We start from the raw sequence: 25,041 nt of genomic DNA, 5'->3' as shown, positions 1-25,041 counted from the left end.
ATGGCCAGCAAAAATAAAGGCAGCGGCATGATCTCGACCGGGATCGCAGCACAGAACCGCAAGGGCCGCTTCAACTACTCCATTCTTGAAACGGTGGAAGCGGGGCTGGTGCTCAAGGGACCGGAAGTCAAAAGCCTGCGCATGGGGCGCGCCACCATCAACGAGGCCTATGCCGGCGAACGCAATGGGGAGTTGTGGCTGATCAACAGCTACATCCCCGAATATCAGGGCGGCGTGCTGTCACGTTTCGAGCCGCGTGCCCCGCGCAAGCTGCTCCTGCACAAGAAACAGGTGGACAAGCTGCTCGGCGAGACCGCGCGTAACGGCGTGACCCTGGTGCCACTGGACATTCACTTCAACAGCCGTGGCCTTGCCAAACTGACCCTGGGCGTGGGTGAGGGCCGCAAGAAGGAAGACAAGCGCCACGCCATAGCCGAGCGCGACTGGGCCCGTGACAAGGCCCGCCTGCTGCGCAACAAGGGCCGCGAAGACTAAAAAGCAGCCTGATAAAAAACAGAAATTTTTGGTGAAGCTTTTTTCAAAAAGCTTCAAGAAACATTTTCCTGTTAAAAAAGGCAGCCTTTACGCGGCCTCATTCATTAGCCCCAAAACCGAACATGCCAGGCATGATACCCAATAAAAAACAGGGCCGCCCCTTACGGGATGGCCCTGTTTTTTTATTCATTCACCCAACCACGCCAGCCTGAGGCTGGCGTGGAACAGGGGAAAGTATTCAGTCGACCGACAGGGCTGCTGCTTCGGGGCCTTTCTGGCCTTCAACAACCTGCACGTTTGCCGTCTGGCCTTCCGTCAGGCCGGACAGGCCCGAACGCTCAAGGGCGGATGCGTGAACAAAGATGTCCTTGCCACCGTTCTCGGGCGTGATGAAGCCGAAGCCCTTGGTCGCGTTATACCACTTGACCGTGCCGCGCATGTCCTGCGCGTGCGACAGGTCAGGAGCGGGGCGACCTGAGCGCGAGAACCCGGCGCGCGCGCCAGGAGCCGCGCCAAAGCCACCGCCACGCGGGCGCTCGGGCTGTGCCGTGCTTTCATCAACGGAAAGGACGCTGGCGACCTGTCGGCCCTTGGGGCCCTGACCGATCTGCACAACCAGCGTGGTGCCCGGCGCAACCGTGGCATGCCCGGTGGGGTTCAGGGCATTGGCGTGCAGGAACACGTCACCCGAACCATCGGACAGCTCAACGAAGCCGAAGCCCTTTTCGCTATTGAACCACTTTACAGTGGCGCTGATCTCCGGCCCGGATGCGACGATCTGGGGACCACCACCTCCACCACCAAAGGAGCGGCGCGGCGGCGGGGCGCCGCGATCACCAAATGAAGGCGACGACATGAAATCATCGTCAAACCCGCCGCGGCGCGGGGAGCGGGAGCTGCGGTCGGTCCTGTTACTTCTCAACGGTCGTAATCCCGAGGTCTAGGTGGCGGATGTTCCGTTGTGGAACACCACCGAATGAAAGCACGTTTGCAGGATGGAGACTGGCCTGCTCTGACCTTGGGCCGGGGTTTAGGCGGCGGCGGCTCAGGAAAACTTTTTCCATCCTACGGTGACCCTAGCATAAATCGCATCGGCATCAACAACACCAAAGCATATTCCCGCCTTTGGTTGCCACACGAATTTTCATCCTGACCTGTTTGTGAGGGGCAGGAATGCAAAAAGGAGGGCACGCAAAGATATAAATTAAATGCACGATTGTTCTTGATTTCTAGACGCAGTCGCACATTATCGAAGCATACTAATGAATTCATCTGCCCCCTTGCCGAGATAAGAAAAAACGCCATGCCCGATACACCTCCCCCCCGGCGCGGTCGGGGCCGACCGCCCAAGACCGCCCGCGCACCCGAGGGCACACGCGCCATGCTGGTCCGCGCAGGCGTTGATTTACTGACAGAAAAAGGCTTTTCCGCCACCTGCGTCGATGACGTGCTGCACGCCACGGGCATCTCGAAGGGGTCGTTCTATTACTGCTTCAGCAGCAAGGAAGATTTCGGGCAGGTCCTGATCGAGGACTACGCCAGGTCGCTCAACGCCAGACTGGACCTGTGGCTGCAGGAGCCGGACACGCCCCCGCTGCAGCGCCTTCTCAACTTCGTGCATGATGTGCGTGCGAACATGCAGCGTCATGATTTTCGCCGGGGCTGCCTGATCGGCAATCTCGGGCAGGAAATCGACATGCTGCCCGATTCGTTTCATGGACTCCTGCTCACGATCATGAACGGGTGGGAAAAGCGGGTGAATGTCTGCCTGCTTGCAGGCTTTGGCACGCGGGCTACCGCCGCGCAGAAGCGCAGTTGCATGCAACTTGCCCGCTATTTCTGGATCGGGTGGGAAGGCGCGGTGCTGCGCGCCCGCATGGAGCATGCGCCCGAGCCGCTGGACCTGTTCACCACATTTTATATGGCGCAGGCAGCGCAGACCCTGGGGATCAAGCCGCCTGCATGCCAGCCACCCGCTACCCCGCGCGTATCGCCCGCACAGCCTGCGCCCGCGCAAACAGCTCAAGCAGCAAACTGACCGCCTGCCTGCGCCCGCGCAGGGCAGGGGATGCCTTGTCAGGCGGGGTATCGACCAGCCTGCGGGCATCCTGCGCGGCAAGCCTGAGCAGCATGTCAACATGAAGCGGGCTGGCCAGCCGCAAATCGGGCAGGCCAGACTGGCGCCTGCCGGTCAGGTCGCCGCCGCCACGCAGGCGGAAATCCTCATCGGCGATCAGGAATCCGTCTTCCGTTTCGCGCAATAGCGCCAGCCTGCGCCGCGCGGTCTGGCCGAGCGCGCTATCATGTAGCAGAAGGCAGTAGGATTCCGCCTGCCCACGCCCCACGCGCCCGCGCAACTGGTGCAACTGCGCCAGGCCAAACCGCTCGGCATGCTCGATCACCATCACCGTCGCATCGGGGATATCCACCCCAACCTCGATCACGGTTGTGGCGACAAGGAGCCGCGTGCGCCCGGCGGCAAAATCGGCAATGGCCTGCTCGCGCAGGGCAATATCCTGCTGCCCGTGCGCAAGCCCTACGGCGTCCGTGCCAAAATGGGCGGCAAGGGCATGATGCCGGGCCTCGGCTGCGGCAATGTCAACGGTTTCACTCTCGCTCACCAGCGGGCACACCCAGAAGATCCGCGCACCGCGCGCAAGAGCGCGTTCAAGCCCCGCCAGCAGGTCATCCATGGCCGAGAGCGCATGCAGCGAGGTGCGTACCGGCTTGCGGCCGGCGGGTTTCACGTCCAGCCGGCTGACCAGCATGTCGCCCCACTGGGTCAGCAGCAGCGAGCGGGGAATGGGGGTGGCGGTCATGACCAGCACATCGGTCTGGCGGCCTTTCTCGCCCAGCATGGCGCGCTGCTCCACGCCAAAACGGTGCTGCTCGTCAATCACCGCCAGCGCAAGATCCTCAAACACCACGCTTTCCTGAAACAGGGCATGCGTGCCAATCACCAGCCGGGCCGTGCCATCGGCAATGCGGGCCAGGGCCTCGCGCCGGGCCTTGCCCTTCACGCTGCCGCTAAGGAACGCCACCGGCACGGGGGAGAGTTTTTCAAACGTGGCCAGATGCTGGCGTGCCAGAATTTCGGTCGGCGCCATCAGGGCCGCCTGATGGCCTGCCTCAACCGCGCCCAGCATGGCCAGCAGTGCCACCAGCGTCTTGCCTGCGCCCACGTCACCCTGCAAAAGGCGCGTCATCTGGCGGGGGGCGGCTAGGTCGGCATCAATTTCCGCCAGCGTGCGGGTCTGGGCCGTGGTGGGTTCATGACCAAAACGCGACAGCGCCACCGCGCGCAGGCTGCCATCACTCACAATGCTGCGCCCCGGTCGCAGGCGGTTGAGCCTGCGGGCCTGCGCCATGGCAACCTGCTGGGCCAGCAGGTCATCGCACGCCAGCCGCGCCCGTGCGCGCTCGGACGCCCCGATCAGCGCCTCGCCCTCCATCAGGTCAGGAAAGTCACAGGGGCGGTGCAACGTGCGCAGCGCCTGTTCGAAGTCCGGCCACTTGCGCTGCGCCAGCACGCTGGCATCCTGCCATTCCGGCAGGGTGGGAAACACATCGAACGCCGCCCGCATGGCGCTGCGCACCTGGCTGGGAAACAGCCCCGCCGTGAGCGGCCAGACCGGGTCGAGCAACGGAATTTCAGCAAGCCTGGCCTGCGGCACCAGATAATCGGGGTGAGCCATGCTCAGCCGCTCCCCAAAGCGCTCCAGCGTGCCCGACACGGCAATGTCCTGTCCCGCCGCCAGCCTGCGCACCTGATGGGGGGAAAAGAACACCAGTTCCGCCTCCGCCGTGCCATCACTCACCACCACACGCCACGGCCGCCTGCCGCGCCCGCCACCGGGAGCAGGCGGCACCACGCGCGTGATCGTGACAAGCAGCGTGCACACCCGCCCGGTTTCCACCTCGCGCAGGGCAGGGCGGTAGCGCCGGTCCACCACCGATTCCGGCAGGTGGAACAGAAGGTCGATCACCCGCCCGCCCCCAGCCACCCGCGCCAGAAGCTTCGCTGTGGCCGGTTTCATGCCCTTCAGGCTTTCAATCCCCGCAAGCAGCGGGGCGAGAAGGGAATTGGCGGGCGGGGTAGGGGTATCGGACACGCGGCGGTTCATCCTGCGGGGTGGCATGCTTGTCATGCGGGCTGACATATGCCCGCATGAGGGCTATAGGACACCTGCGTTACGGAACAAAACACAACCATACAGGGGTGGAACGCAATGGAAGCCAGAACGCCTGATCTCTCCCGCCTCGATACGCGGCGGCGCAAGATCTATTACCGCGCCACACATCGCGGCACGCATGAAACCGATGTGCTGATCGGCGGGTTCGTCGCCCCCCGGCTCGAGGGCATGACCGAAGCCGAGCTGGACGCGCTCGAAGCGGTGATGGATCTGCCCGATGCCGACCTCGCCGACTGGCTGAGCGGCCGCCGCCCGGTGCCGCCCGAACTCAATACGCCCATGATGCAGCAGATCATGGCCGATGCCACCGATCCCGCCCGCCTTGCCGCGATCCGGGGCGGAAAATGAACGATACGGCAGGTTTCTCGCTCGCACCCGGCGCCCCCGTTCCCGTATGGGGCGTGCCGGATGGGTATGACGCCTTTCTGCTCGCCCGCCGCCTGGGCGAGAATGAAGGCCCCGTGCTGCATGTGTGCCGTGATGATGCCTCCATGGCGCGCATTGCAGACCAGCTGGCCTTTGTCGCACCCAAGGCGGAAATCCTCCGCTTTCCAGGCTGGGACTGCCTGCCGTATGACCGTGTTTCCCCTAACCCCGCCATCATCGCGGAGCGGGTGGCAACACTGACCCGCCTGCTGGAAAAGGCAACCACGCCCCGCATCGTGCTGACCACGGTGATGGGCGCCATCCAGCGCGTGGCCCCGCGCGCGGCCTTTGCCGGACAGTCGATCACCATCAAAACCGGCGAAAGCCTTGACGCGCCGTTCCTGATGGAACTGCTCATTGCCCACGGCTACAACCGCACCGACACGGTGATGGAACAGGGCGAGTTCGCCACCCGTGGCGGCATTTTTGATATTTTCCCCGCAGGCGAGGCCGAACCCGTGCGCCTCGACCTGTTTGGCGACGAAGTGGAAAACATCCGCCGCTTCGACCCCGGCACCCAGCGCTCGACAGCGAAGATCGACAGCCTGACCATGCGCCCGGTGGCTGATTTCAGCCTTGATCCGGCTTCCATATCGCGCTTTCGCACCGGCTGGCGCGACCTGTTTGGCCCGGCAGCCGCCAATGACCCGCTGTACCAGCACATATCGGATGGCAGGCGGCATGCGGGCATGGAGCACTGGCTGCCTCTGTTCCATGAGCACATGGAAACGCTGGTGGACTACCTGCCCGGTGTGACCATCTCGCTCGCCAATCAGGCCGAAGAGGTGCTGACAACCCGGCTGGAAATGATCGCCGATCATTACGACGCCCGCAAACAGCCCACGCGGGAAGGGGAAGTGCCCTACCGCCCGCTGCCGTCGCACCTGATGTATCTCGACCGCAAGGGGTGGGATGCAATGATTGCGGGCAAGAAGGCCGTGGTGTTCATGCCCTTCGCCCAGCCCGATGGCGCGCCGGGCATGGATGCCGGCGGCAGGCCCGGCCAGATGTTTGCCAAGACCGTGACCGACGGGCGCGAGAACGTCTTCCCCATGCTGCATGCACGGGTTGAGGAATGGGCGCAGACCGGCAGGCGCGCCTATGTCACGGCATGGACACGCGGCTCGTGCGAGCGCATTGGCGTGCTGCTGCGCGAATACCGCCTGCCGGTGCAGACCTTTGCTACATGGAAAGAGGCGCAGAAGCTTAAGCCCGGCACGGTAGGCCTGCTGACGCTGGGGCTGGAGCGCGGGTTTGTTGCCGATAATTTCGCCTTCATCTCCGAGCAGGACCTGCTTGGCGAGCGGATCTCGCGCCCGCCACGGCGGCGCAAGAAGGCGGACCAGTTCATATCCGAAGCGTCCGAAATCGCGGAAGGTGACCTGATCGTCCATCAGGATTACGGCATTGGCCGTTATGACGGGCTTGAGACCATCGGCGTGGGCACCGCGCCGCATGACTGCCTGCGCCTGATCTATGACGGCAACGAGAAGCTGTTCCTGCCGGTCGAGAACATCGAACTGCTCAGCCGCTTTGGCTCGGATCAGGCGCATGTGGCGCTCGACAAGCTTGGTGGCGTGTCGTGGCAGTCGCGCAAGGCGAAGATGAAGCAGCGCATTCGCGACATGGCGGGCGAACTCATCCGCACCGCAGCAGCCCGCGCCCTGCGTGAAGCCCCGGCGCTGACGCCCGAAGAGGGGCTGTGGGATGAATTCTGCGCCCGCTTCCCCTTCATCGAGACTGAGGACCAGTCCCGCGCCATCGCCGATGTGCTCGATGACATGGCATCCGGCAAGCCGATGGACCGGCTGGTGTGCGGCGATGTGGGTTTTGGCAAGACCGAAGTCGCCCTGCGTGCCGCTTTTGTTGCCGCCATGTCGGGCGCGCAGGTGGCGGTGGTGGTTCCGACCACGCTGCTGGCCCGCCAGCATTACCGCACGTTCTCCGCCCGTTTTGCCGGGCTGCCGGTCAATGTGGCGCAGCTTTCACGCATGGTCACGGCCAAGGAGGCCACCGCCGTGCGCAAGGGCCTGGCCGATGGCACGGTCAATATTGTGATCGGCACCCACGCCCTGCTGGCCAAGACCGTGAAGTTCGCCGACCTTGGCCTGCTGATCGTGGACGAAGAGCAGCATTTTGGCGTGGCCCACAAGGAAAAGCTCAAGGCCCTGCGCGAGGACGTGCATGTACTCACGCTGTCGGCCACCCCGCTGCCGCGCACGTTGCAACTGGCCCTGACCGGCGTGCGCGAAATGAGCCTGATCGCGACACCGCCGACCGACCGGCTGGCAGTGCGCACCTTCATCATGCCGTTCGACAGCGTGGTGATCCGCGAGGCGATCCAGCGCGAGCGCTTCCGCGGCGGGCAGGTGTTCTGCGTGGTGCCCCGCATCGAGGATCTCGACCGCATGGCCACCCGCCTGCACGAGATCGTGCCCGACGCAAGGCTGGTGCAGGCCCATGGCCGCCTGACACCGACCGAACTGGAACGGGTGATGACCGAGTTCAGCGATGGCAAATACGATATCCTGCTCTCCACCAACATCGTGGAAAGCGGGCTGGACATGCCTGCGGTCAACACGCTCATCATCCACCGCGCCGACATGTTTGGCCTGGGCCAGCTTTACCAGCTGCGCGGGCGCGTGGGGCGTGGCAAGCAGCGCGGCTATGCCTACCTGACCTGGCCGCAGACGCATGTTCTCTCGGCCGCAGCCCAGAAGCGGCTGGAAGTCATGCAGACACTCGACACGCTGGGTGCGGGCTTCACCCTGGCCTCGCACGACCTTGACCTGCGTGGGGCGGGCAACCTGCTGGGGGATGAACAATCGGGTCACATCCGTGAAGTGGGCATCGAGCTGTACCAGCAGATGCTCGAAGATGCAGTAGCCGACCTGCGCACCGAAAAGGGGCGGCGCAAGCTGCAGGATCGGGACTGGACGCCCAACATCATCCTTGGCCTGCCGGTGCTCATACCCGACAGCTACGTGACCGACCTGCCTGTGCGCCTTGGCCTGTACCGCCGCATTGCCGCTCTGGCCAATGATGCCGAGGTCGAGGCGATGGAAGCCGAACTGGTCGACCGCTTCGGCACGCTGCCTGATGAGGTGCGCAATCTGCTTGAAGTGGTGACACTCAAGCGCCTGTGCCGCGAGGCCGGGGTGGAACGGCTCGAAGCTGGCCCCAAGGGCATGGTCATCCAGTTCCGGGGCAACATTTTCGCCAACCCTGCCGGGTTGGTGGCATGGATTGCCAAACAGAAGGAAGCCAATGTGCGCCTGCGGCCTGACCACAAGCTTGCGATCATACGCGAAATGACCAACGCCCAGCGCATTACGCAGGCCCGCAAGGTGCTCGGCGCGCTGGTGCGGATGGTGCATGAGGAAGCAGGCGTCTCGGCCTGAAAACGGGCCTGAATGCCGCCTTTTTTCACAAGGGCGGCGTTTGTGGTCAGCCCCGGTGGAGTCCTTTCACAAAAAAACCTGACAGGCCAATGCAGCCTGTCAGGTTCCTGATCCATTTTTAAACGGGTTGAGTTTGATGCCCATCAGCGAATGGGCAGCGGGATGTGATTGACGGTCATGACGCCACCCTCCCAGCTGACATCCCACCCCGTTCCGCCCGAAGCCGATTTATGGCCAAACAGCTTGGCCAGAACCAGGGCGGCACTTGCGCGGGTCTGGCCCGCGTTGCGCAGGGTCTCGATCACGGCATCAAGGTTCTGTACCTGGATATGGCCATTGGCGGATGACGCGTCGGTATTGCCTGTCAGGCTGGCATCGCCATTGCCGGTAATCTGCATGGTGCCGCGCTGGGCGGTCAGCGATGAAACATGCAGCGGCACCATGACCGTCTCGGTCGGGTGGCCGGTAATGGCTGCGGCAAGCGGCACGAGCGACGCGCTGGGCACCGAGGCATTCGCCGTGGCCTGCTGGGGCAGGGCATTGACCAGAAGCGTGTTGTGCGAGCCGGTTATGCCGAGACCCTGCGTATCAAGCGTAAGGGTGGCCGGGGCAGTGTCGCCTCTGGCGCCGGCAAGGTGCAGATGCGCGCGGTGAAAGGAGAGCTTCGTCTCTCCGCTGCTCAGCAGCCCATCCTGCCAGATCAGGTCATAGCTGCGGCCCGCGCGCAACCCGTCCATGATGGGGGTTGCGGCAGAAACGAAATAATCCTGCGCGCAACCCTGCGAGTGGTGGCCGGTCAGGGTGGCCAGCAGCACGAGGGAGGCCACGTCCTCCATATCGCGCAGGGCCTGCGGTTCCAGCCCCGTGCCGCTGGCCGCAATATCGCCCGCGTGAAAGGTCTGGTGCACGTTTCCCGCCAGGGCCAGGTCGTAGTTATGGCCTGCGAGCGTATTGCTGCCATGCGGCTGGCTACTGGCAAGCCGGGCGCTGGCGCAGGTGTCGGGCAGGGCTGTAGCCTGCGCCGTACCCATGCATGACAGGGCGGCGAGGACCGTGGTGATGAATATTTTCTTCATTTGCAGCACAAGTTGGCGTGAATAGGCAGCGGATGCAATCCGGTATAATCTCTGCGTCATTCCCATAGCATCAGGCTACCGCCTTCACCATGCTCCGCAGACTTGATTCCTTTCTGGTATGCCTGCTGGCCACCGTTGGCATGGCCAGCGTGCTTCCCTGCCGGGGGGAAGGGGTGAGGGTGTTCAATATCCTCGCCATCATCATGATCGCGAACATGTTTTTCCTCCAGGGCGCGCGCCTGTCGCGCCGGGCAGTAATGGAGGGGATGACCGGGTGGCGCATCCATCTCGCCATCGTGCTGTGCACGTTCGTCATGTTTCCATTGCTTGGCATGGGGTTGCATGCAGCCTTTCCTTACCTGCTTGATGCCCCGATGTGGACGGGCATGCTGTTCCTGTGCTGCCTGCCCTCCACCGTGCAGTCCTCCATTGCATTTACCTCTATTGCGCGTGGCAATGTGGCGGCGGCCATCTGTTCGGCAACGCTGTCCAACATACTGGGCATTTTTATAACCCCCTTGCTGGTGGGCATCGTGTTCAGCCGCCATGCCAGCGCGAGCAGTGGCGGGATCATGCCCATCGTGGGGCAACTGCTTGTGCCGTTCATTGCGGGGCAGGTGCTTCAGCCATGGATCGGGGACTGGGCGCACCGGCACAAAAAGCTGCTTTCCTTTTCTGATCGGGGGTCGATCCTGGTGGTCGTCTATACCGCCTTCAGCGAGGCGGTGACCCAGGGGCTGTGGCACCGCCTGCCAGCCAGCCAGCTTGGCCGCGTGGCGCTGGCTGATGCGGGGTTGCTGACGCTGGTGCTGGGCCTGACCCTGCTGGTGGGCCGCATGGGCGGCTTTGCGCGGGCTGACCGGATTGCCATCATGTTCTGTGGCTCCAAGAAATCACTGGCCTCGGGTGTGCCGATTGCCAGCGTGCTGTTTGCACCGACCGAGGTGGGGCTGATCGTGCTGCCGCTCATGATCTACCACCAGATCCAGCTTTTTGCCTGCGCCACGCTGGCACGGCGCTTTGGGGCGGAGAAGGCGGATTGACCCCATCTTCCCCCTCGCGCATGGCGACCTAGCCCGGTATGTAGGCAGGCCGATAATGCCCGCCGGGCATGACAACCGCACGAAATGGTGGAGAGAGATGACAGGACTGGACCCGGATAACTGGGATGCGCTGCGGGCCTTGGGGCACCAGATGGTCGATGACATGATGGACCGCCTGTCCACCCTGCGCGAGCGCCCGGTGTGGCAGCCCATGCCAACCGCCCTGCGCGAGCAGTTGCGCACCGGCCTGCCGCATGCGCCCACCCCGCCGGAAGAACTGTACGCCCGCTTTCGGGAACTGGTCGAACCCTATTCCACCGGCAACGTGCATCCCGGCTTCATGGGCTGGGTGCATGGCGGCGGCACGGCGGTGGGCATGTTGTCGGAACTGCTGGTGGGCGGGCTGAACGCCAATTGTGGCGGCCGCGACCATGCGCCCATCGAGATCGAGCGCGAGGTGATCCGCTGGGCTGCCGAGATGTGCGGCTTCCCGGCCGAGACAACGGGACTGCTGGTCACGGGTTCCTCCATGGCCAACATGATTGCCGTCATCACCGCCAGCCGCGCCGTGCCCGACGGGCTGAAAATGCGGGCCGCAGGCGTGGGCAGCCGCAGGCTGGTGGGCTATGCCGCCGCTACCGCGCATGGCTGCATTTCACGCGCCTTCGACCTGACCGGTCTGGGCACGGATAGCCTGCGCGTGATCCCGGTTGATGAACACAACCGCATGGTCCTGCCCGCACTTGAGCAGGCCATCGCGCGTGACCGCGCCGCAGGGCTTGAGCCGTTTATCGTGATCGGCACGGCCGGCACGGTGGATACCGGCGCGATCGATGACCTGAACACGCTGGCCGACATCGCCGCGCGTGAGAACATCTGGTTCCATGTCGATGGCGCATTTGGCGCGCTGGCCATGCTGTCCGACACGCTGCGGCCGCAGTTGCGCGGGCTGGAACGGGCCGATAGCGTGGCGTTTGATTTCCACAAATGGGCGCAGGTGCAGTACGATGCGGGCTGCATCCTCGTTCGCCGCCCCGGAGCCCAGGTTGATGCCTTTGCCCAGTCCCGCGCCTATCTTGCGCGTGAAGACCGGGGCCTTGCCACCAATGGCCCGTGGTACTGCGACCTCGGCCCCGACCTGTCACGCGGGTTCCGGGCACTGAAAGTGTGGATGACGCTGGGCACTTATGGCGCCGATGGCATGGGCGACATGATTGCAAACTGCTGCGCCATTGCCCGCCACCTTGCCGCCCGCGTGGAGGCCAACCCGCGGCTGGAACTGCTGGCTCCGGTGCCCCTGAACATCGTGTGTTTCCGCATCCTCGCCCCCGTGGAGGATCTGGACCACTTCAATGGCGAGGTGGTGAAAGACCTGCATGAAAGCGGGATCGCAGCCCCCTCGACCACCATCATCAACGGGCACAAGGCCGTGCGGGCGGCCATTGTCAATCACCGCACCACCAATGCGGATGTTGACCGCATGCTCGACGCGCTGCTCGAACTCGCCGACCGCAGGCTGGTCGCAGCCTGAAAAAAAGCCCCGCGCCAGTCACATGGCGCGGGGCAGGGGAGCCGGAAGCCTTCAGCGGCTCCGGCGGCGCGCGCCCCGTGCTGATTCCTCGCCAAACAGTTCGGACAGCTTCTTCATCATCGTGCCGCCAAGTTCCTCGGGGTCGGTAATGGTCACGGCGCGACGGTAATAGCGCGTCACGTCATGGCCAATGCCGATGGCCAGCAGCTCGGTGGTGGTGCGTGTCTCGATATGGGCAATGACCTCGCGCAGGTGGTTCTCGAGATAGGAGCCGGGATTGGCGGACAGCGTGCTGTCATCCACTGGCGCGCCATCGGAAATCACCATCAGGATGCGCCTGCCTTCCGGGCGGGCGGCAAGGCGGCGCTGGGCCCAGAGCAGGGCTTCGCCATCAATGTTTTCCTTGAGCAACCCCTCGCGCAGCATCAGGCCAAGGTTGCGCCGCGCGCGCCGCCACGGCATGTCGGCCGCCTTGTAGATGATATGGCGCAGGTCATTCAGCCGCCCCGGGTTTTCAGGCTTGCCCGCCTGCACCCACGCCTCGCGGCTGCGGCCCCCTTTCCAGGCGCGGGTGGTGAAGCCGAGCACTTCAACCTTCACCGCGCAGCGTTCGAGCGTGCGGGCCAGGATATCACCGCACATGGCGGCAACCGATATGGGGCGGCCGCGCATGGAGCCCGAATTGTCGATCAGCAGCGTGACCACCGTATCGCGGAAGTCCGTGTCACGCTCGCGTTTGTAGGATAGCGAGAGCATGGGATTGACCACGATGCGCGAAAGCCGTCCGGCATCGAGCATGCCTTCCTCAAGGTCGAACTCCCATGCGCGGGTCTGCTGCGCCATGAGCTTGCGCTGCAGGCGGTTGGCGAGCTTGGAAACCACGCCCTGCATGCTGACAAGCTGCTGGTCGAGCGTCTGGCGCAGGCGGAACAGTTCTTCCGCGTCGCACAGATCCTCAGCGGCAATTTCCTCGTCATAAACGGTAGTGAAGGCATGGTAGCCGCGCTGCGGCTCCGCTTCCTCCGCTTCATCCTCGGCCGGACCACCCGCCTCTTCCGACCCGCTGGCCGAGCCACCCTGTTCGCCATCATCAGGTTCATCATCGCTGGCGCCTGTGCCCTGCGACATCTGCATGGGCTGGTTGCTGTCGTCCTCCTCCGGGCCGTCCTCCTGGGCGTCAGGGGTGGTGTCGTCAGCGGGTTCCTCATCGTCGCTGCTGGCGGCCTCGGCATCGCTGGTGCCGTCATCCGCCTCTTCCTCAGGCGTGGTTTCCTGCTGGAGCAGGTCGCACGCCATGAGCAGCCTGCGCGCGGCCTGGGCGAATTCCTGCTGGCTTTCCTGCCGTGCCGCCATCTCATCAAGGGCGCGGCGGGCGGCGGGCGGCAGGTCCTCGGCCCAGCGCGCCATCAGTTCATGCATGGATTGCGGCACCGGATGACCCGACATGTGCTCACGCGCCAGCAGACCCAACGCAAAGGGCGTGGGCAGCTTGGTGTGGCTGGGCAGGCGGTCAAGACCCATATCGGCGCATTCCTGCGCCAGGCGGGCATCGAGATTGGCAGCCACCCCGGCCATGTGGCGCGCGCCGAGGCTTTCCACCCGGACCTGCTCGAGCATGTCATACACTTCACGCGCCTCGCCCGCGGGGGGGCGGGCACTTTCATGCAGGAGCGCGTTGTGGTGGCGCAGGCGCAGGGCGGCGGCATCGGCTGCGCCGCGCATGCGGGTCATTTCCGCCTCGGTCATGCGACGCGAGGGGTGAGGCAGGCGCACATGCGTGCCGGTAACCGACACGCCGGAAGGCACGGGACCATTGAGGAACGAGACCTCGGTCTGGGCCTGCCCGCCCACGGCCCGCACGGCGCCAACCGTGGCGCGCTTGAAGCGCTCGGCGGTGCGGGCTTCGTCCTCGGCCTGCGGGGTGGGGGTCTGTTTCCGGTTCTCGCGCATGCGTGCCTGCCCTGTCATCAGCCCCGTGGCGCCAGCGGGCTGGCGTTGAAGCAGCGCTGGTAATACTCCGCCACCGTGGGACGCTCCGCCTCATCGCACTTGTTGAGGAACGTAACGCGGAAGGCAAAGGCAAGATCGTTGAAAATACGGAAGTTTTCCGCCCAGCTAATGACCGTGCGCGGCGACATGACGGTGGAAATGTCACCCGCGATGAAGCCCGAACGCGTGAGGTCGGCCAGCGCCACCATGCTTTCCACCCGCTTGCGGCCCGCTTCGTCCTTTTTGGGGTCGATGCCCATCTTGGCCAGCACGATGGCGGTTTCCTGCGCGTGAGGCAGGTAGTTGAGCGTGGTCACGATATTCCAGCGGTCCATCTGGCCCTGGTTGATCTGCTGCGTGCCATGATACAGCCCCGTCGTATCGCCCAGGCCCACCGTGTTGGCCGTGGCGAACAGACGGAAGGAAGGGTGCGGACGGATCACGCGGTTCTGGTCGAGCAGCGTCAGGTGGCCTTCCACCTCCAGCACGCGCTGGATCACGAACATCACGTCGGGCCGGCCGGCATCATATTCATCAAATACCAGCGCGCAGGGGTGCTGCAGGCCCCAGGGCAGCAGGCCTTCGCGGAATTCGGTGATCTGCTGGCCGTCCTTCAGCACGATCGCGTCCTTGCCGATCAGGTCGATGCGCGAGATGTGGCTGTCGAGGTTGATGCGCACGCTCGGCCAGTTGAGGCGGGCTGCGACCTGCTCGATATGCGATGACTTGCCGGTGCCATGATAGCCCTGCACCATGACACGGCGGTTGAAGGCAAACCCCGCGAGGATGGCCAGCGTGGTGTCGTGGTCGAATTTGTACGACGGGTCGATATCGGGCACATGATCCGTGCGCACTGAAAAGGCGGGTACCTTCATGTCACTGTCGATGCCGAACACATCGCGCGCTGAAACCTGCAGGTCTGGCGCATTGACGGCCGAAATGGCGGGGAGTGGCGTGCCGTTGGCATCCACGGCGGCAGTTGTCAGGTCTGCTGGTTCGTTCATCTGCTTTATCTCGTCCGTCACTTCGTCTGTTAGGGCCCACCATGACAGCGCAGGGCGGCATATCGGGCTTCGATTATAAACATATCTGTAACAGATCGGCCATATGATGGCGCGGCCCGTTTCAGGCGCGGCGGGCCACGCCCTCGCGCCCGCTGGTGGCCACCAGATGGGCGCGCACCGTGGTGTAGGCGATATTGATGCCCTTGAAGCGCTCTTCAGCCTTGCGGTCGCCGCCATTCGCATCGGGGTGATGCTGGCGGGCAAGCAGCTTGTAGCGGGTCTTGAGTTCCTCCATCGACACGGGCCAGCCCAGGTCGAGCACGCCAAGCGGGTAGCGCAGCGCAGGCGGCGCGTCGGCCCGGCGGTCCTCCTCCTGCTGGCGGCGGGTGCGGCTGCGCGCGCGCGCCCTGGCGGCCCCCTTGAGCAGATCGAGCGGGTCGATCACGTCATCCTCGCTGAACGCGCGGGCGGCACTGCCCTGGCCCAGCTTCCATGAAGGACGGTCCCATGAGGCATCGGCGCGGATATGCGCCTCGATCTGTCCGGGTGACATGCCGCGGTAATAGTCCCACCGTGAATTGTATTCACGCACATGTTCAAGGCAGAACCAGAAATACTTGTTCAGCGCATCACGCGAGCGCGGGGCCCGGTAGCCTGCGGGCTGGTCACAGCCATGCATGTCGCAGCAGCGGTCCGGCGCATCGGGATCGGGGTCAAAGGCGCGGTGCCGGGTGTTCCTTCTCTTCATCATTCCCGTTATGTGCGCCTGTCCATGCTTCGTGCAAGAGCGAAGCTGTGCAATGAATGATCCCGCTATCATGGAGCCGCCAATGGAACAGCACGCAACCGGCCGGGCCGGACGGATCGACCGCATCATACGCGAACACCTCGCCCCGGTGGAACTCACCATCCACGATGACAGTGCCCGCCACGCCCACCACGTGCATGTGCGCGACAACGGCGTGCAGGCGGGTGAAAGTCACTATAACGTGCTGATCGTAAGCCCCGCCTTCGAGGGCGTGGGCCGCGTGCAGCGTTCACGGCTGGTGCATGACCTGCTGGCGGATGAATTCGCGGGCGGCATGCATGCGCTCTCGCTCGTGCTGCGCACGCCCGCCGAGCAGGCGCGGATGGCTACGGCATGAAGCCCGCCTTTCCCTTCGCCACGCGGCGGCTGATGATGGGCGGGCTGCTCACGCTGCTCGCCGCCTGCGCGGGCACGCCTGCCACCACATCACCCAATCAGGCCGATGACATCGCCCGTGTCGAGACCTATCTCAACACCTCACGCGGGCTGCAGGCCAATTTCGTGCAGACATGGCCCGATGGCGGCAAGGGGCAGGGGGTCATGCATTACGACCCCGGCCACCTGCGGCTGGATTACGCAACGCCGGGCTCAATGAAGCTGGTGGCAGCGAACGGGCACCTGCTGTTTGTCGATCACCGGCGCGAATCGGTTACCCGCATGTCGCTTGGCCGCCAGCCGCTCGGCCTGCTGCTTGACCAGCCTGTGCACCTGTCTGGCCAGATTGCGGTGACAGCGGTGCAGCACGGGCAGAACAGCCTGCAGGTCTCGCTGGGGCGGCGCGACAGCGAATCGCAGGGCATCCTGACGCTCGGATTCGCGGATATTGGCGGCAGGCTGTCGCTGCTGGTCATTGAAATGACCGATGTGGAGCGCCAGCACATCCGCCTTGACCTAACCGATACCACGGTCAGCGGGCAGGCCTGGCCTGACACAATGTTTACCCTCAGCTCCAGTAATTGACCGCAGGGCTGCGCGCGGCTTCACCCCTGCGCGCCGCGAATCGGGCCGAGACAGGGGGCCCATGTCTCGGCCAGTGCGGCATCCACGTCTTCCATGCGCACCCGTTTGCCCAGCTTCGCCAGGCTGGTCACGCCGTATTCGCTGATGCCGCAGGGCACGATTCCACCAAAATCGCTCAGATCGGGGTCAACATTGATCGCGATTCCGTGCCAGCTCACCCAGCGTGAGACCCGCACGCCAATCGCCGCGATCTTTTCCTCACGCCCCGTGGCCGGGTCGACCACCCACACGCCAATACGCTCCGCGCGCCGCTCGCCCGCGACCCCAAAGCGGGCAAGAGTGCGGATGATCCATTCCTCCAGCGCCTGCACGTAAGCCCGCAGGTCGCGCGGCGGCACCATGGCGCGCGGGCGGGTCAGGTCGAGCATGGCATAGGCCACGCGCTGGCCCGGGCCGTGATAGGTCCACTGCCCGCCACGCCCGGCAGGGTAGGTGGGGTAGCCGCGCGGGTTGAACAGGTCCGAATCCTTCGCCGAGGTTCCGGCAGTGTAGGTGGGGGGGTGTTCGAGCAGCCACACGCGCTCGGGGTGCGTGCCGGCCCGAATTCCGCGGGCCTGGGCCTCCATTTCCGCCAATGCGGCGGGGTAGGGCACCTGTTCTGGTGCTTTATCCCATAAAAACTTGTTTTCGGTCATTGCCCGTTCGTCTTTCATCAGCTATACGCCCATTCATCGTCATGACGGTATCGCTCACTCGATGCTCGTTGTCACGTTGCGGCCATGGCGGAATGGTAGACGCGCAAGCTTGAGGTGCTTGTGGGGGCAACCCCGTGGAAGTTCGAGTCTTCTTGGCCGCACCACTGATTTTCTTCTGAAAATTGATGCGATATAAAACACATCACCCCACCGGGGCAGATGTGTTTTTGCATGCGCGGAATTTAAACCGGATTAAAATTACCGCTCCCTGCAACTCTCTGGCGGGCAGGGCGTTCGGGTTCATGTCATAAAAAAGTCACAATTATTCCTCATTGAATGCCTCTATCTACCGCAGGGTCATACACCCCGTAGAACAGCAGTTCAGGCTGGCCCGTACGTTACAAATGATGTCGATCATGCCATCATTTGCGATGATGCATGGAAATAGTGATTTAAATCATGTTTGGTCCTGATGAAGCACGCTATATCCTTGTTCATCTGGCAACACCCTGATCCCTGTCATCATTATAAAATGGGCGGTCAGCCGGGATTGTCTGTTTCTGCCATGCATCTTGAGGTAAATATTAGTGATTAAGCCCCTTAAAAAAGCCGTATTGCCGGTGGCCGGCCTTGGCACCCGCTTCCTGCCCGCAACCAAATGCGTGCCCAAGGAAATGCTCACCGTTGTCGATCGCCCGCTGATCCAGTACGCCATCGACGAAGCGCGTGAAGCCGGGATCGAGGAATTCTGCCTCGTGTCCAGCCGGGGTAAGGATTCCCTGATTGACTATTTCGACATTTCCTATGAGCTGGAAGACACGCTGAAGGCCCGCAAGAAGGCCTCCGCGCTGAAGGCGCTTGAAGCCACGCGCGTGACCCCGGGGTCCATGCTGTCCGTGCGCCAGCAGGAGCCGCTCGGCCTTGGCCATGCCATCTGGTGTGCGCGTGAGTTCATCGGCAACGATCCGTTCGCCATCCTGCTGCCCGATGACGTGGTGCAGAGCGAGAAGTCCTGCATCGGCCAGCTGGTTGAAGTCTATAACAAGACCGGCGGCAACGTGCTGGCCGTGACCGAAGTGCCGCGCGAGCAGACCGGCAGCTACGGCATCCTCGACGTTGGCGCGGATGACGGCAAGACGGTTGAAGTCAAGGGCCTGGTTGAAAAGCCCGACCCCAAGGATGCGCCCTCGACCCTGTCGGTCATTGGTCGTTACGTGCTGACGGCAGACGTGCTCAAGCACCTTGCCAAGCTGGAAAAGGGTGCAGGCGGCGAAGTGCAGCTGACCGACGCCATGGCCAAGACCATCGGTCACGTGCCGTTCCACGGTTATCGCTACGAAGGCAAGCGCTTCGACTGCGGCAGCAAGCCGGGCTTCCTTGAGGCACAGATCGCCTTCGCCCTCGCACGCGAGGACCTGGCTGGCGACGTGCGGGAATTCCTCAAAAAGTATAAATGAGCTTCAGGCACCATTTCGATCCCACAAGCCTGCGGGAATACGATATCCGCGGGATTGTGGGTGAAAGCCTGACGCAGGACGACGCCTATGCCATCGGCCGCACCTTCGGCTCCATGGTGGCACGGGCGGGCGGCTCGACCGTCGTCATCGGTTATGACGGACGCCTGTCATCCCCCGCCCTTGAGCGCGCGCTCGGGGCAGGGGCCATGGCATCCGGCATGGCCGTGTTACGCATCGGGCGTGGTCCCACGCCGATGCTCTATTTTGCCGCGACCACGCTGGGGGCCGACGGTGCGATTATGGTGACAGGCAGCCATAACCCGCCCGACCATAACGGCTTCAAGATGGTGCTTGGCAACAGACCGTTTTTTGGCGAACAGATCCGCGAACTCGGGCGATTGGCCGCAAGTGGGGATGTCGTGGCCGAGGCTACCGGCACCACGCGCGATGTAAACGTGATTCCCGCCTATGTAGACCGCCTGCTGCGCGACTGGGACGGCACGGACCGGCCCCTTAATGTCGTGTGGGACAGCGGCAATGGTGCCGCGGGCGAAATCCTGTCGCTACTGGTGAAAAAACTGCCGGGCCGGCACCGCATTCTCAATGCTGAAATTGATGGCACTTTTCCCGCCCATCACCCTGACCCGACCGTTCTGGCCAACCTTGAGCAACTCATTGCGACCGTGAGGGAAGAGGGGGCCGATCTGGGCCTGGCCTTTGATGGCGATGCCGACCGTCTGGGCGTGGTGGACAATACCGGCACCGTACTATGGGCAGACCAGCTTCTGGTCGTGCTGGCGCGTGACATTTTGCGCGACCATGCAGGTGCTACGGTCATTGCCGATGTCAAGGCAAGCCAGACCCTGTTTGAAGAGATTGACCGCGCTGGCGGCACGCCAGTGATGTGGAAGAGCGGGCATTCCCCCATCAAGATGAAAATGGCCGAGACCGGCGCCCCGCTGGCAGGCGAGATGTCAGGGCATTTCTTTTTTGCCGATCGCTGGTACGGTTTTGATGACGGGTTATACGCAGCACTCCGCCTGTTGGGCATTGTCTCGCGCCTCAAGGGTCCGCTCTCAGATGTACGGCTGGGCCTGCCCACTGCCGTTTCCACGCCTGAACTGCGTTTTGCCTGCGCCGATACCCGCAAATTCACGGTTATTGCCGAAATCGCCAAACGGTTGGAATGCAGCGGGGCGCGTGTCTCCACCATTGATGGCGTGCGCGTCACCACGCCGGATGGCTGGTGGCTGCTCCGCGCCTCCAACACTCAGGCGGTTCTTGTCGCCCGGGCAGAAGGCCCGAATGAGGCAGCACTTGAGCGGCTGAAGGCCGCGATCACGGCACAACTGGAGGCCTCGGGGCTTAGCGCGCCCGATTTCTCCGGCACGCCCGCCCCGCACTAACAGCATCGCTCCGGGTCGAACTTTTATTTGCCCAGAAAACGGCGTAGCCCCAGCCCCTGCGGGCGCTCATGCAGCACGGATGGCTGGTAGGCGATGGAAATGATTTCATGCGCCTGCTGCCACACGGCCACGTCTTCCGCCCGGTCGGTCTGCACGGTCGTCACGCCACAGCGGAGCAGGAACTCGTACTGGTCGGGCAGCGGCGTGCCGGTAGCCCGGATCTCGCCGGTAAAGGACAGATGCTCACGCAGGGCGCGGGCCTGCGTAAACGCCCGCCCATCGCGAAAGGTGGGGAAGTTCACCGCCACCAGCGCCAGCCGGGGCAGGGCGGGGCGCAGCACGGCCACGTCCACATCCGGCCCGATGGCAACGCCAAGCGGCGCCGCCTTCGGGCGGGCCAGCCCTTCCTCCAGCCGTTCAAGAGGCACGATCACGGCACCATCAGGCAAGGCTTCGCCTGCGGTGGCCTGCGCCCAGCGGTCTTCGGTCACATGACCATTTTCAAGCAGGGGCATAGACGGCGTCCTTGAAGCTGGCGGCACCAAGGCGCCGGTAAGTCTCGATAAACGCCTCGCCTTCATGGCGAAGCACAAGATAGGTGTCGATCAGCCGGGCAATGGCATCGACCGTTTCATCCTCCGGCAAAGCCGGGCCGATGATCTGGCCAATGGCCACGTCATTTTCCGCCGAACCGCCAAGGGTAAGCTGGAAGAACTCCTCGCCGCGCTTGTCCACGCCCAGAATGCCGATATGGCCGGCATGATGGTGACCACAGGCATTGATGCAGCCCGAGATGTTGATGCGCAGGTTGCCAATGTTTTCCTGCAGTTCGGGGTTGGCGAAGCGCGCGCTCAGCTTCTGCGCAATGGGGATGGAGCGTGCATTTGCCAGCGCGCAGTAATCCAGGCCGGGGCAGGCGATGATATCACCGACCAGCCCGATATTGGGCGTGCCCAGCCCGGCGCCATCAAGCCTGAGCCACAGGTCGCGCAGCCGGTCCTTGCGCACATGGCCAAGCACTACGTTCTGCATATGGGTAACGCGGATCTCGCCAAACGAGAATGCGTCAGCCAGATCCGCGATCAGGTCCATCTGGTCGGCAGTGACGTCACCGGGAATGCCACCATCGGGCTTGATGGACACCACCGCGCTGATGAAGCCTTCATGCCGGTGGGTATGGGTATTGGTGCGCACCCAGCGGTCAAAGCGGGCATCGGCCTTGCGGTCAGCTTCGAGCTTCTGCGCCGCATCGGCAGGGGCATCCAGATCAGGAATGCCGAAGCGTGCGCGAATGCCCTCTACAATGGCGGGTTCAAGGCGGTAATCCGCGCGGTTCATCTGGGCGAATTCGGCATCGACCTTCTCGCGGAACTGCTCCACGCCCAGCGCCTGCACCAGGATCTTGATCCGCGCCTTGTACATGTTGTCGCGCCGCCCATAGGCGTTATACACGCGCACCACGGCCTCAAGGTAGGCCAGCAGGTCTTCCTCGGGCAGGTTGTCGCGCAGCTTAACGCCAATGATTGGCGTGCGGCCAAGCCCGCCGCCTACGAACACATCGAACACAGGCCGCCCGTCCGGGCCTGGATGGGCGACGAGCCCGATATCATGGAAACGCGCGGCCACGCGGTCATGCGGGCTGCCGCTGATGGCGATCTTGAACTTGCGCGGCAGGAAGGAGAATTCCGGGTGCAGCGTGGACCACTGGCGCAGGATCTCGGCATGGATGCGCGGGTCGAGCAGTTCATCGGCGGCGGCACCGGCAAACTCGTCGCATGTCACGTTGCGGATGCAGTTGCCGCTGGTCTGGATGGCATGCATGTTCACGCCTGCCAGCCGCTCGAGGATATCAGGCGTATCTTCAAGCCGGATCCAGTTGAACTGGATGTTCTGGCGCGTGGTGAAGTGGCCGTAATCGCGGTCATACGTGCGGGCGATATGGGCGAGTTCGCGCATCTGGTCCGAACCCATCATGCCATAAGGCACGGCCACGCGCAGCATGTAGGCGTGCAACTGCAGGTACAGGCCGTTCATCAGGCGCAGGGGCTTGAATTCGTCCTCGGTCAGGTCACCCGCCACGCGGCGGCCCACCTGCTCGCGGAACTGGGCCACGCGCTGCGACACGAAGGTGCGGTCCACCTCGTCATAGGCGTAGCGGCCAACCGGCCGGGTTACGGTGTCAGTGGACATGGGGCGTCTCCACGGGGGCGAAATCGGGGTGCACGCTCGGCCCGAAGGCACGGATGCGCTCGCGCACGGTCAGGGGGGTGATCTGCGTGGCATCGGGATCAAGCTGCACGCCATAGATGCCCACCACCGTGCGTGCATCTGCCGCGGCCTTCGCCTGCTTTATGGCGTCTTCCACCGCTGCATTGTCAAACACGCGGGCCTGGCTGATCGCCTCCGACCAGCCCTGCGGCGCAAGCCACACGATACGGCCATCAAGCAGCCGGTTGGCGGTAATGACGCTGGCGCCGGTCATGTCCCGGCGGTTGTTCCTGACATCCACTTCTGAACCGATCCCTTTCAGGCAACGGGCATGTAACTGCCTTAACTGCTGTAAATGGGTGCGCGGCCAATGCCCGTGCACCCATTTTTTCCAATCCGGTAATGCAAGGCCGGCATGCCTGCAACAGGGCATGCCGGTCGCACCATTCAGGATGTCTGGCGCTGTGCTGGCGCATCAAGACGGATGGCATCCGTGATGTAAGTCGCCAGCCGGGCGGCTGTCTCATCACGTGATGCATCGGTGGTCTCCACCCGCAGGTCGGGCTTCGCCGGAGCCTCATAGGGAGCATCCACGCCGGTAAAGCCTTCGATCTTGCCTGCGCGGGCGGCGGCATACAGCCCCTTGGGGTCGCGCTGCTCACAGGTGGCCTGCGGCGTGTCGATGAAGATTTCATGGAAACCTTCATCCACGATCTGGCGCGCCATTTCACGATCGGCCACGGTGGGCGAGATCAGGGCCACGATCACGACTTGACCGCTCTCGGCCAGGATGCGGGCGACGGCCGCGGCACGGCGCATGTTTTCACGCCGATCGGCATCCGAGAAGCCAAGATCGGCGCACAGCCCGGCGCGCAGCGTATCGCCATCGAGCACCGACACGTCGATGCCACGGGCAAACAGGCGGTTTTCCGCCTCGCGCGCCAGCGTGCTCTTGCCAGAACCCGGCAGGCCGGTCATCCAGAACACGCCACCACGATGCCCCTTGGCCTGCGCGCGGTCCCACAGCGATACGGCGCTGCCGGTGGGGTGGATGGCATTGCGGCCTGCAACGCTCTCGGCCACCCCGATCAGCGGCGCGCCGCCCACGATCTGCTGGTTACGGTCGACCAGCACGCCACGCCCATCAGCCGTTCCCGGCACAAACGGGTCGAACAGCATGGTTTCCGACACGGCCAGCGTAATCTCGGCAAAACCCTCGGGTGGCACTTCCTCGGCGGGGTGTTCGGTCAGGTCTTCGAGCCGCACGACCGAATCAATGGCGGCAACCGTGACCTGATGCTCAGCCGTGGCAAGGCGCAGCTTGAAGCTCTCGCCCACGCGCAGCGGCTCCTGGCGCAGCCAGAACAGACGCGTGCGGATGCGGGCCGCGCGCAGCGGCGCATGGTCGGCGGGGAACAGGAAGTCGCCCCGGTCGGGGATCACGTCAGGCTCAAGCGTTACGGCCACGGACTGGCCGGCAACAGCGGCCACCTGCGGGGCGGTATGCCAGCTTTCAATGCTGGCGATGCGGGCTTTTGCGCCATGCACGCCAATCACCACCTCATCGCCCACGCGGATGCGCCCGCGCTCGATGCGGCCCACCACGATGCGTTTGGTGTCAAAACGGTAGACATCCTGCACCGGCAGGCGCAGCGGCAGGTCGGCGCGTGATGAAGGAGCGGGGACGGCGGCCAGCGCCTCGGTCAGGGTCGGGCCCTTGTACCACGGCATCTTGTCCGAACGCGAGGCCATGTTGTCGCCCTCGCGCGCGGATGCGGGCACGAACACGGTCGGCTCGATTTCAAGCTGGTGCAGAAGCGTGGTGATGTCGCGCTCGGCGGCCTCGATCTTCTTCTGGTCGTAGTTGAAGATATCGACCTTGTTCATGAACACGATCACATGCCGGATGCCGATCAGGCGCAGCAGCATGGCGTGGCGGCGGGTCTGCTCCTGCGCGCCCTCATTGGCGTCAACCACCAGCACGGCGGCCTCGGCATCAGCCGCACCCGTGATCATGTTGCGCAGGAACTGGCGGTGGCCCGGTGCATCCACGATCACGAACTGGCGGTCGCCCAGCTTGAAGGGAATGCGCGTTGAATCAACGGTCACGCCCTGATCACGCTCGATCTGCAGGCTGTCGAGCAGGAAGCTCCATTCAACCGTCAGCCCGCGCTTCTTGCTGGACTCGATGATCTGCGCCACGCGCCCTTCGGGCAGGCTGTCGGTATCATACAGCAGGCGACCGATCAGCGTGGACTTGCCATGATCGACATGGCCCACGATCACGATGGGGGTGGCGGCGTCCTGCGGGGCAGGGGTCGGGATTGTATTCATTGTCTGTAACTCCGT

The 25,041-nt window shown here is 63.8% G+C and carries 21 protein-coding genes and 1 tRNA gene; 11 read left to right on the top strand and 11 right to left on the bottom strand.

Annotation, left to right across the window (positions count from 1 at the left end):
• Nucleotides 1–495, top strand: coding sequence for an SsrA-binding protein SmpB (gene smpB, locus FMA36_RS13055; RefSeq protein WP_159262780.1), 495 nt, complete (start codon nucleotides 1–3; stop codon nucleotides 493–495).
• Between the two features lie 238 nt (nucleotides 496–733).
• Here the strand turns inward: smpB and FMA36_RS19760 are convergent, their stop codons facing one another.
• Nucleotides 734–1,417 carry a cold-shock protein gene (locus tag FMA36_RS19760; RefSeq protein ID WP_159262779.1) on the bottom strand — a complete coding sequence of 228 codons (684 nt, stop codon included), beginning with the start codon at nucleotides 1,415–1,417 and terminating at the stop codon, nucleotides 734–736.
• Between the two features lie 381 nt (nucleotides 1,418–1,798).
• Between FMA36_RS19760 and acuR the strand changes: the two genes are divergently transcribed.
• A complete protein-coding gene (acuR, locus tag FMA36_RS13045; RefSeq protein ID WP_240906356.1) occupies nucleotides 1,799–2,533 on the top strand; it encodes an acrylate utilization transcriptional regulator AcuR in 735 nt (244 codons plus the stop codon).
• Here the strand turns inward: acuR and recG are convergent.
• Nucleotides 2,472–4,619: an ATP-dependent DNA helicase RecG gene (gene recG, locus FMA36_RS13040; RefSeq protein ID WP_159263946.1), complete on the bottom strand. Its 2,148-nt coding sequence runs from the start codon at nucleotides 4,617–4,619 to the stop codon at nucleotides 2,472–2,474. The two genes, acuR and recG, sit on opposite strands and share 62 nt — an antisense overlap.
• Before the next feature lie 105 nt (nucleotides 4,620–4,724).
• Between recG and FMA36_RS13035 the strand changes: the two genes are divergently transcribed.
• Both FMA36_RS13035 and mfd read left to right on the top strand, forming a co-directional pair.
• Nucleotides 4,725–5,036, top strand: coding sequence for a succinate dehydrogenase assembly factor 2 (locus FMA36_RS13035; protein ID WP_130730934.1), 312 nt, complete (start codon nucleotides 4,725–4,727; stop codon nucleotides 5,034–5,036).
• On the top strand, nucleotides 5,033–8,515 hold the full coding sequence (gene mfd / locus FMA36_RS13030) for a transcription-repair coupling factor (protein WP_159262778.1): 3,483 nt from the start codon (nucleotides 5,033–5,035) through the stop codon (nucleotides 8,513–8,515). The genes FMA36_RS13035 and mfd overlap by 4 nt, the downstream gene beginning before the upstream one ends.
• A 143-nt stretch (nucleotides 8,516–8,658) precedes the next feature.
• Here mfd and FMA36_RS13025 read toward each other — a convergent pair whose 3' ends face one another.
• Complete coding sequence (locus tag FMA36_RS13025; protein WP_240906355.1) at nucleotides 8,659–9,651, bottom strand: hypothetical protein; 993 nt, start codon at nucleotides 9,649–9,651, stop codon at nucleotides 8,659–8,661.
• Nucleotides 9,652–9,680: 29 nt separating this feature from the next.
• On the opposite strand from FMA36_RS13025, the gene FMA36_RS13020 reads away from it, so the two are divergent.
• Both FMA36_RS13020 and FMA36_RS13015 read left to right on the top strand, forming a co-directional pair.
• On the top strand, nucleotides 9,681–10,634 hold the full coding sequence (locus FMA36_RS13020) for a bile acid:sodium symporter family protein (RefSeq protein WP_159262777.1): 954 nt from the start codon (nucleotides 9,681–9,683) through the stop codon (nucleotides 10,632–10,634).
• 97 nt (nucleotides 10,635–10,731) lie between these two features.
• Nucleotides 10,732–12,165, top strand: coding sequence for a pyridoxal phosphate-dependent decarboxylase family protein (locus tag FMA36_RS13015; RefSeq protein WP_159263942.1), 1,434 nt, complete (start codon nucleotides 10,732–10,734; stop codon nucleotides 12,163–12,165).
• Between the two features lie 51 nt (nucleotides 12,166–12,216).
• Here the strand turns inward: FMA36_RS13015 and cobT are convergent, their stop codons facing one another.
• The 3 genes from cobT to FMA36_RS13000 all read right to left on the bottom strand — a co-directional run bounded on the left by cobT (nucleotide 12,217) and on the right by FMA36_RS13000 (nucleotide 15,909).
• Nucleotides 12,217–14,115 carry a cobaltochelatase subunit CobT gene (cobT, locus tag FMA36_RS13010; protein WP_159263940.1) on the bottom strand — a complete coding sequence of 633 codons (1,899 nt, stop codon included), beginning with the start codon at nucleotides 14,113–14,115 and terminating at the stop codon, nucleotides 12,217–12,219.
• Between the two features lie 17 nt (nucleotides 14,116–14,132).
• Nucleotides 14,133–15,158, bottom strand: a complete 1,026-nt coding sequence (gene cobS / locus FMA36_RS13005; protein WP_159262776.1) for a cobaltochelatase subunit CobS — start codon at nucleotides 15,156–15,158, stop codon at nucleotides 14,133–14,135.
• A gap of 121 nt (nucleotides 15,159–15,279) precedes the next feature.
• Nucleotides 15,280–15,909 carry a J domain-containing protein gene (locus FMA36_RS13000; protein WP_159262775.1) on the bottom strand — a complete coding sequence of 210 codons (630 nt, stop codon included), beginning with the start codon at nucleotides 15,907–15,909 and terminating at the stop codon, nucleotides 15,280–15,282.
• Between the two features lie 79 nt (nucleotides 15,910–15,988).
• On the opposite strand from FMA36_RS13000, the gene FMA36_RS12995 reads away from it, so the two are divergent.
• Both FMA36_RS12995 and FMA36_RS12990 read left to right on the top strand, forming a co-directional pair.
• Nucleotides 15,989–16,303 (top strand): BolA family protein, encoded by a 315-nt coding sequence (locus tag FMA36_RS12995; RefSeq protein ID WP_159263938.1) that lies wholly within the window; start codon nucleotides 15,989–15,991, stop codon nucleotides 16,301–16,303.
• Nucleotides 16,300–16,926 carry a LolA family protein gene (locus FMA36_RS12990; RefSeq protein WP_159262774.1) on the top strand — a complete coding sequence of 209 codons (627 nt, stop codon included), beginning with the start codon at nucleotides 16,300–16,302 and terminating at the stop codon, nucleotides 16,924–16,926. Before FMA36_RS12995 ends, FMA36_RS12990 begins: the two co-directional genes overlap by 4 nt.
• A 20-nt stretch (nucleotides 16,927–16,946) precedes the next feature.
• Here the strand turns inward: FMA36_RS12990 and lipB are convergent, their stop codons facing one another.
• A complete protein-coding gene (lipB, locus tag FMA36_RS12985; RefSeq protein ID WP_159262773.1) occupies nucleotides 16,947–17,639 on the bottom strand; it encodes a lipoyl(octanoyl) transferase LipB in 693 nt (230 codons plus the stop codon).
• A 60-nt stretch (nucleotides 17,640–17,699) separates the two neighbouring features.
• Here lipB and FMA36_RS12980 point away from each other — a divergent pair.
• From FMA36_RS12980 to pgmG, 3 genes are all read left to right on the top strand, one after another.
• Nucleotides 17,700–17,785: transfer RNA gene (locus FMA36_RS12980), tRNA-Leu, on the top strand.
• Between the two features lie 423 nt (nucleotides 17,786–18,208).
• Nucleotides 18,209–19,078: a UTP--glucose-1-phosphate uridylyltransferase GalU gene (gene galU / locus FMA36_RS12975; RefSeq protein WP_110568246.1), complete on the top strand. Its 870-nt coding sequence runs from the start codon at nucleotides 18,209–18,211 to the stop codon at nucleotides 19,076–19,078.
• Complete coding sequence (gene pgmG / locus FMA36_RS12970; protein WP_159262772.1) at nucleotides 19,075–20,484, top strand: phosphoglucomutase/phosphomannomutase PgmG; 1,410 nt, start codon at nucleotides 19,075–19,077, stop codon at nucleotides 20,482–20,484. The genes galU and pgmG overlap by 4 nt, the downstream gene beginning before the upstream one ends.
• Nucleotides 20,485–20,507: 23 nt before the next feature.
• Here pgmG and FMA36_RS12965 read toward each other — a convergent pair whose 3' ends face one another.
• The 4 genes from FMA36_RS12965 to cysC form a co-directional block, all read right to left on the bottom strand.
• On the bottom strand, nucleotides 20,508–20,999 hold the full coding sequence (locus tag FMA36_RS12965; RefSeq protein WP_159262771.1) for a DUF934 domain-containing protein: 492 nt from the start codon (nucleotides 20,997–20,999) through the stop codon (nucleotides 20,508–20,510).
• On the bottom strand, nucleotides 20,986–22,674 hold the full coding sequence (locus FMA36_RS12960; protein ID WP_159262770.1) for a nitrite/sulfite reductase: 1,689 nt from the start codon (nucleotides 22,672–22,674) through the stop codon (nucleotides 20,986–20,988). Before FMA36_RS12960 ends, FMA36_RS12965 begins: the two co-directional genes overlap by 14 nt.
• Nucleotides 22,664–22,993: a DUF2849 domain-containing protein gene (locus FMA36_RS12955; RefSeq protein WP_159262769.1), complete on the bottom strand. Its 330-nt coding sequence runs from the start codon at nucleotides 22,991–22,993 to the stop codon at nucleotides 22,664–22,666. The genes FMA36_RS12960 and FMA36_RS12955 overlap by 11 nt, the downstream gene beginning before the upstream one ends.
• A gap of 146 nt (nucleotides 22,994–23,139) precedes the next feature.
• Nucleotides 23,140–25,026: an adenylyl-sulfate kinase gene (cysC, locus tag FMA36_RS12950; RefSeq protein WP_159262768.1), complete on the bottom strand. Its 1,887-nt coding sequence runs from the start codon at nucleotides 25,024–25,026 to the stop codon at nucleotides 23,140–23,142.
• Nucleotides 25,027–25,041 lie beyond the last annotated feature (15 nt).

This window comes from Komagataeibacter xylinus, assembly GCF_009834365.1.
In the GTDB taxonomy this organism is placed as follows: domain Bacteria; phylum Pseudomonadota; class Alphaproteobacteria; order Acetobacterales; family Acetobacteraceae; genus Komagataeibacter; species Komagataeibacter xylinus_D.
This window is presented reverse-complemented; position numbering and strand designations above follow the sequence as displayed.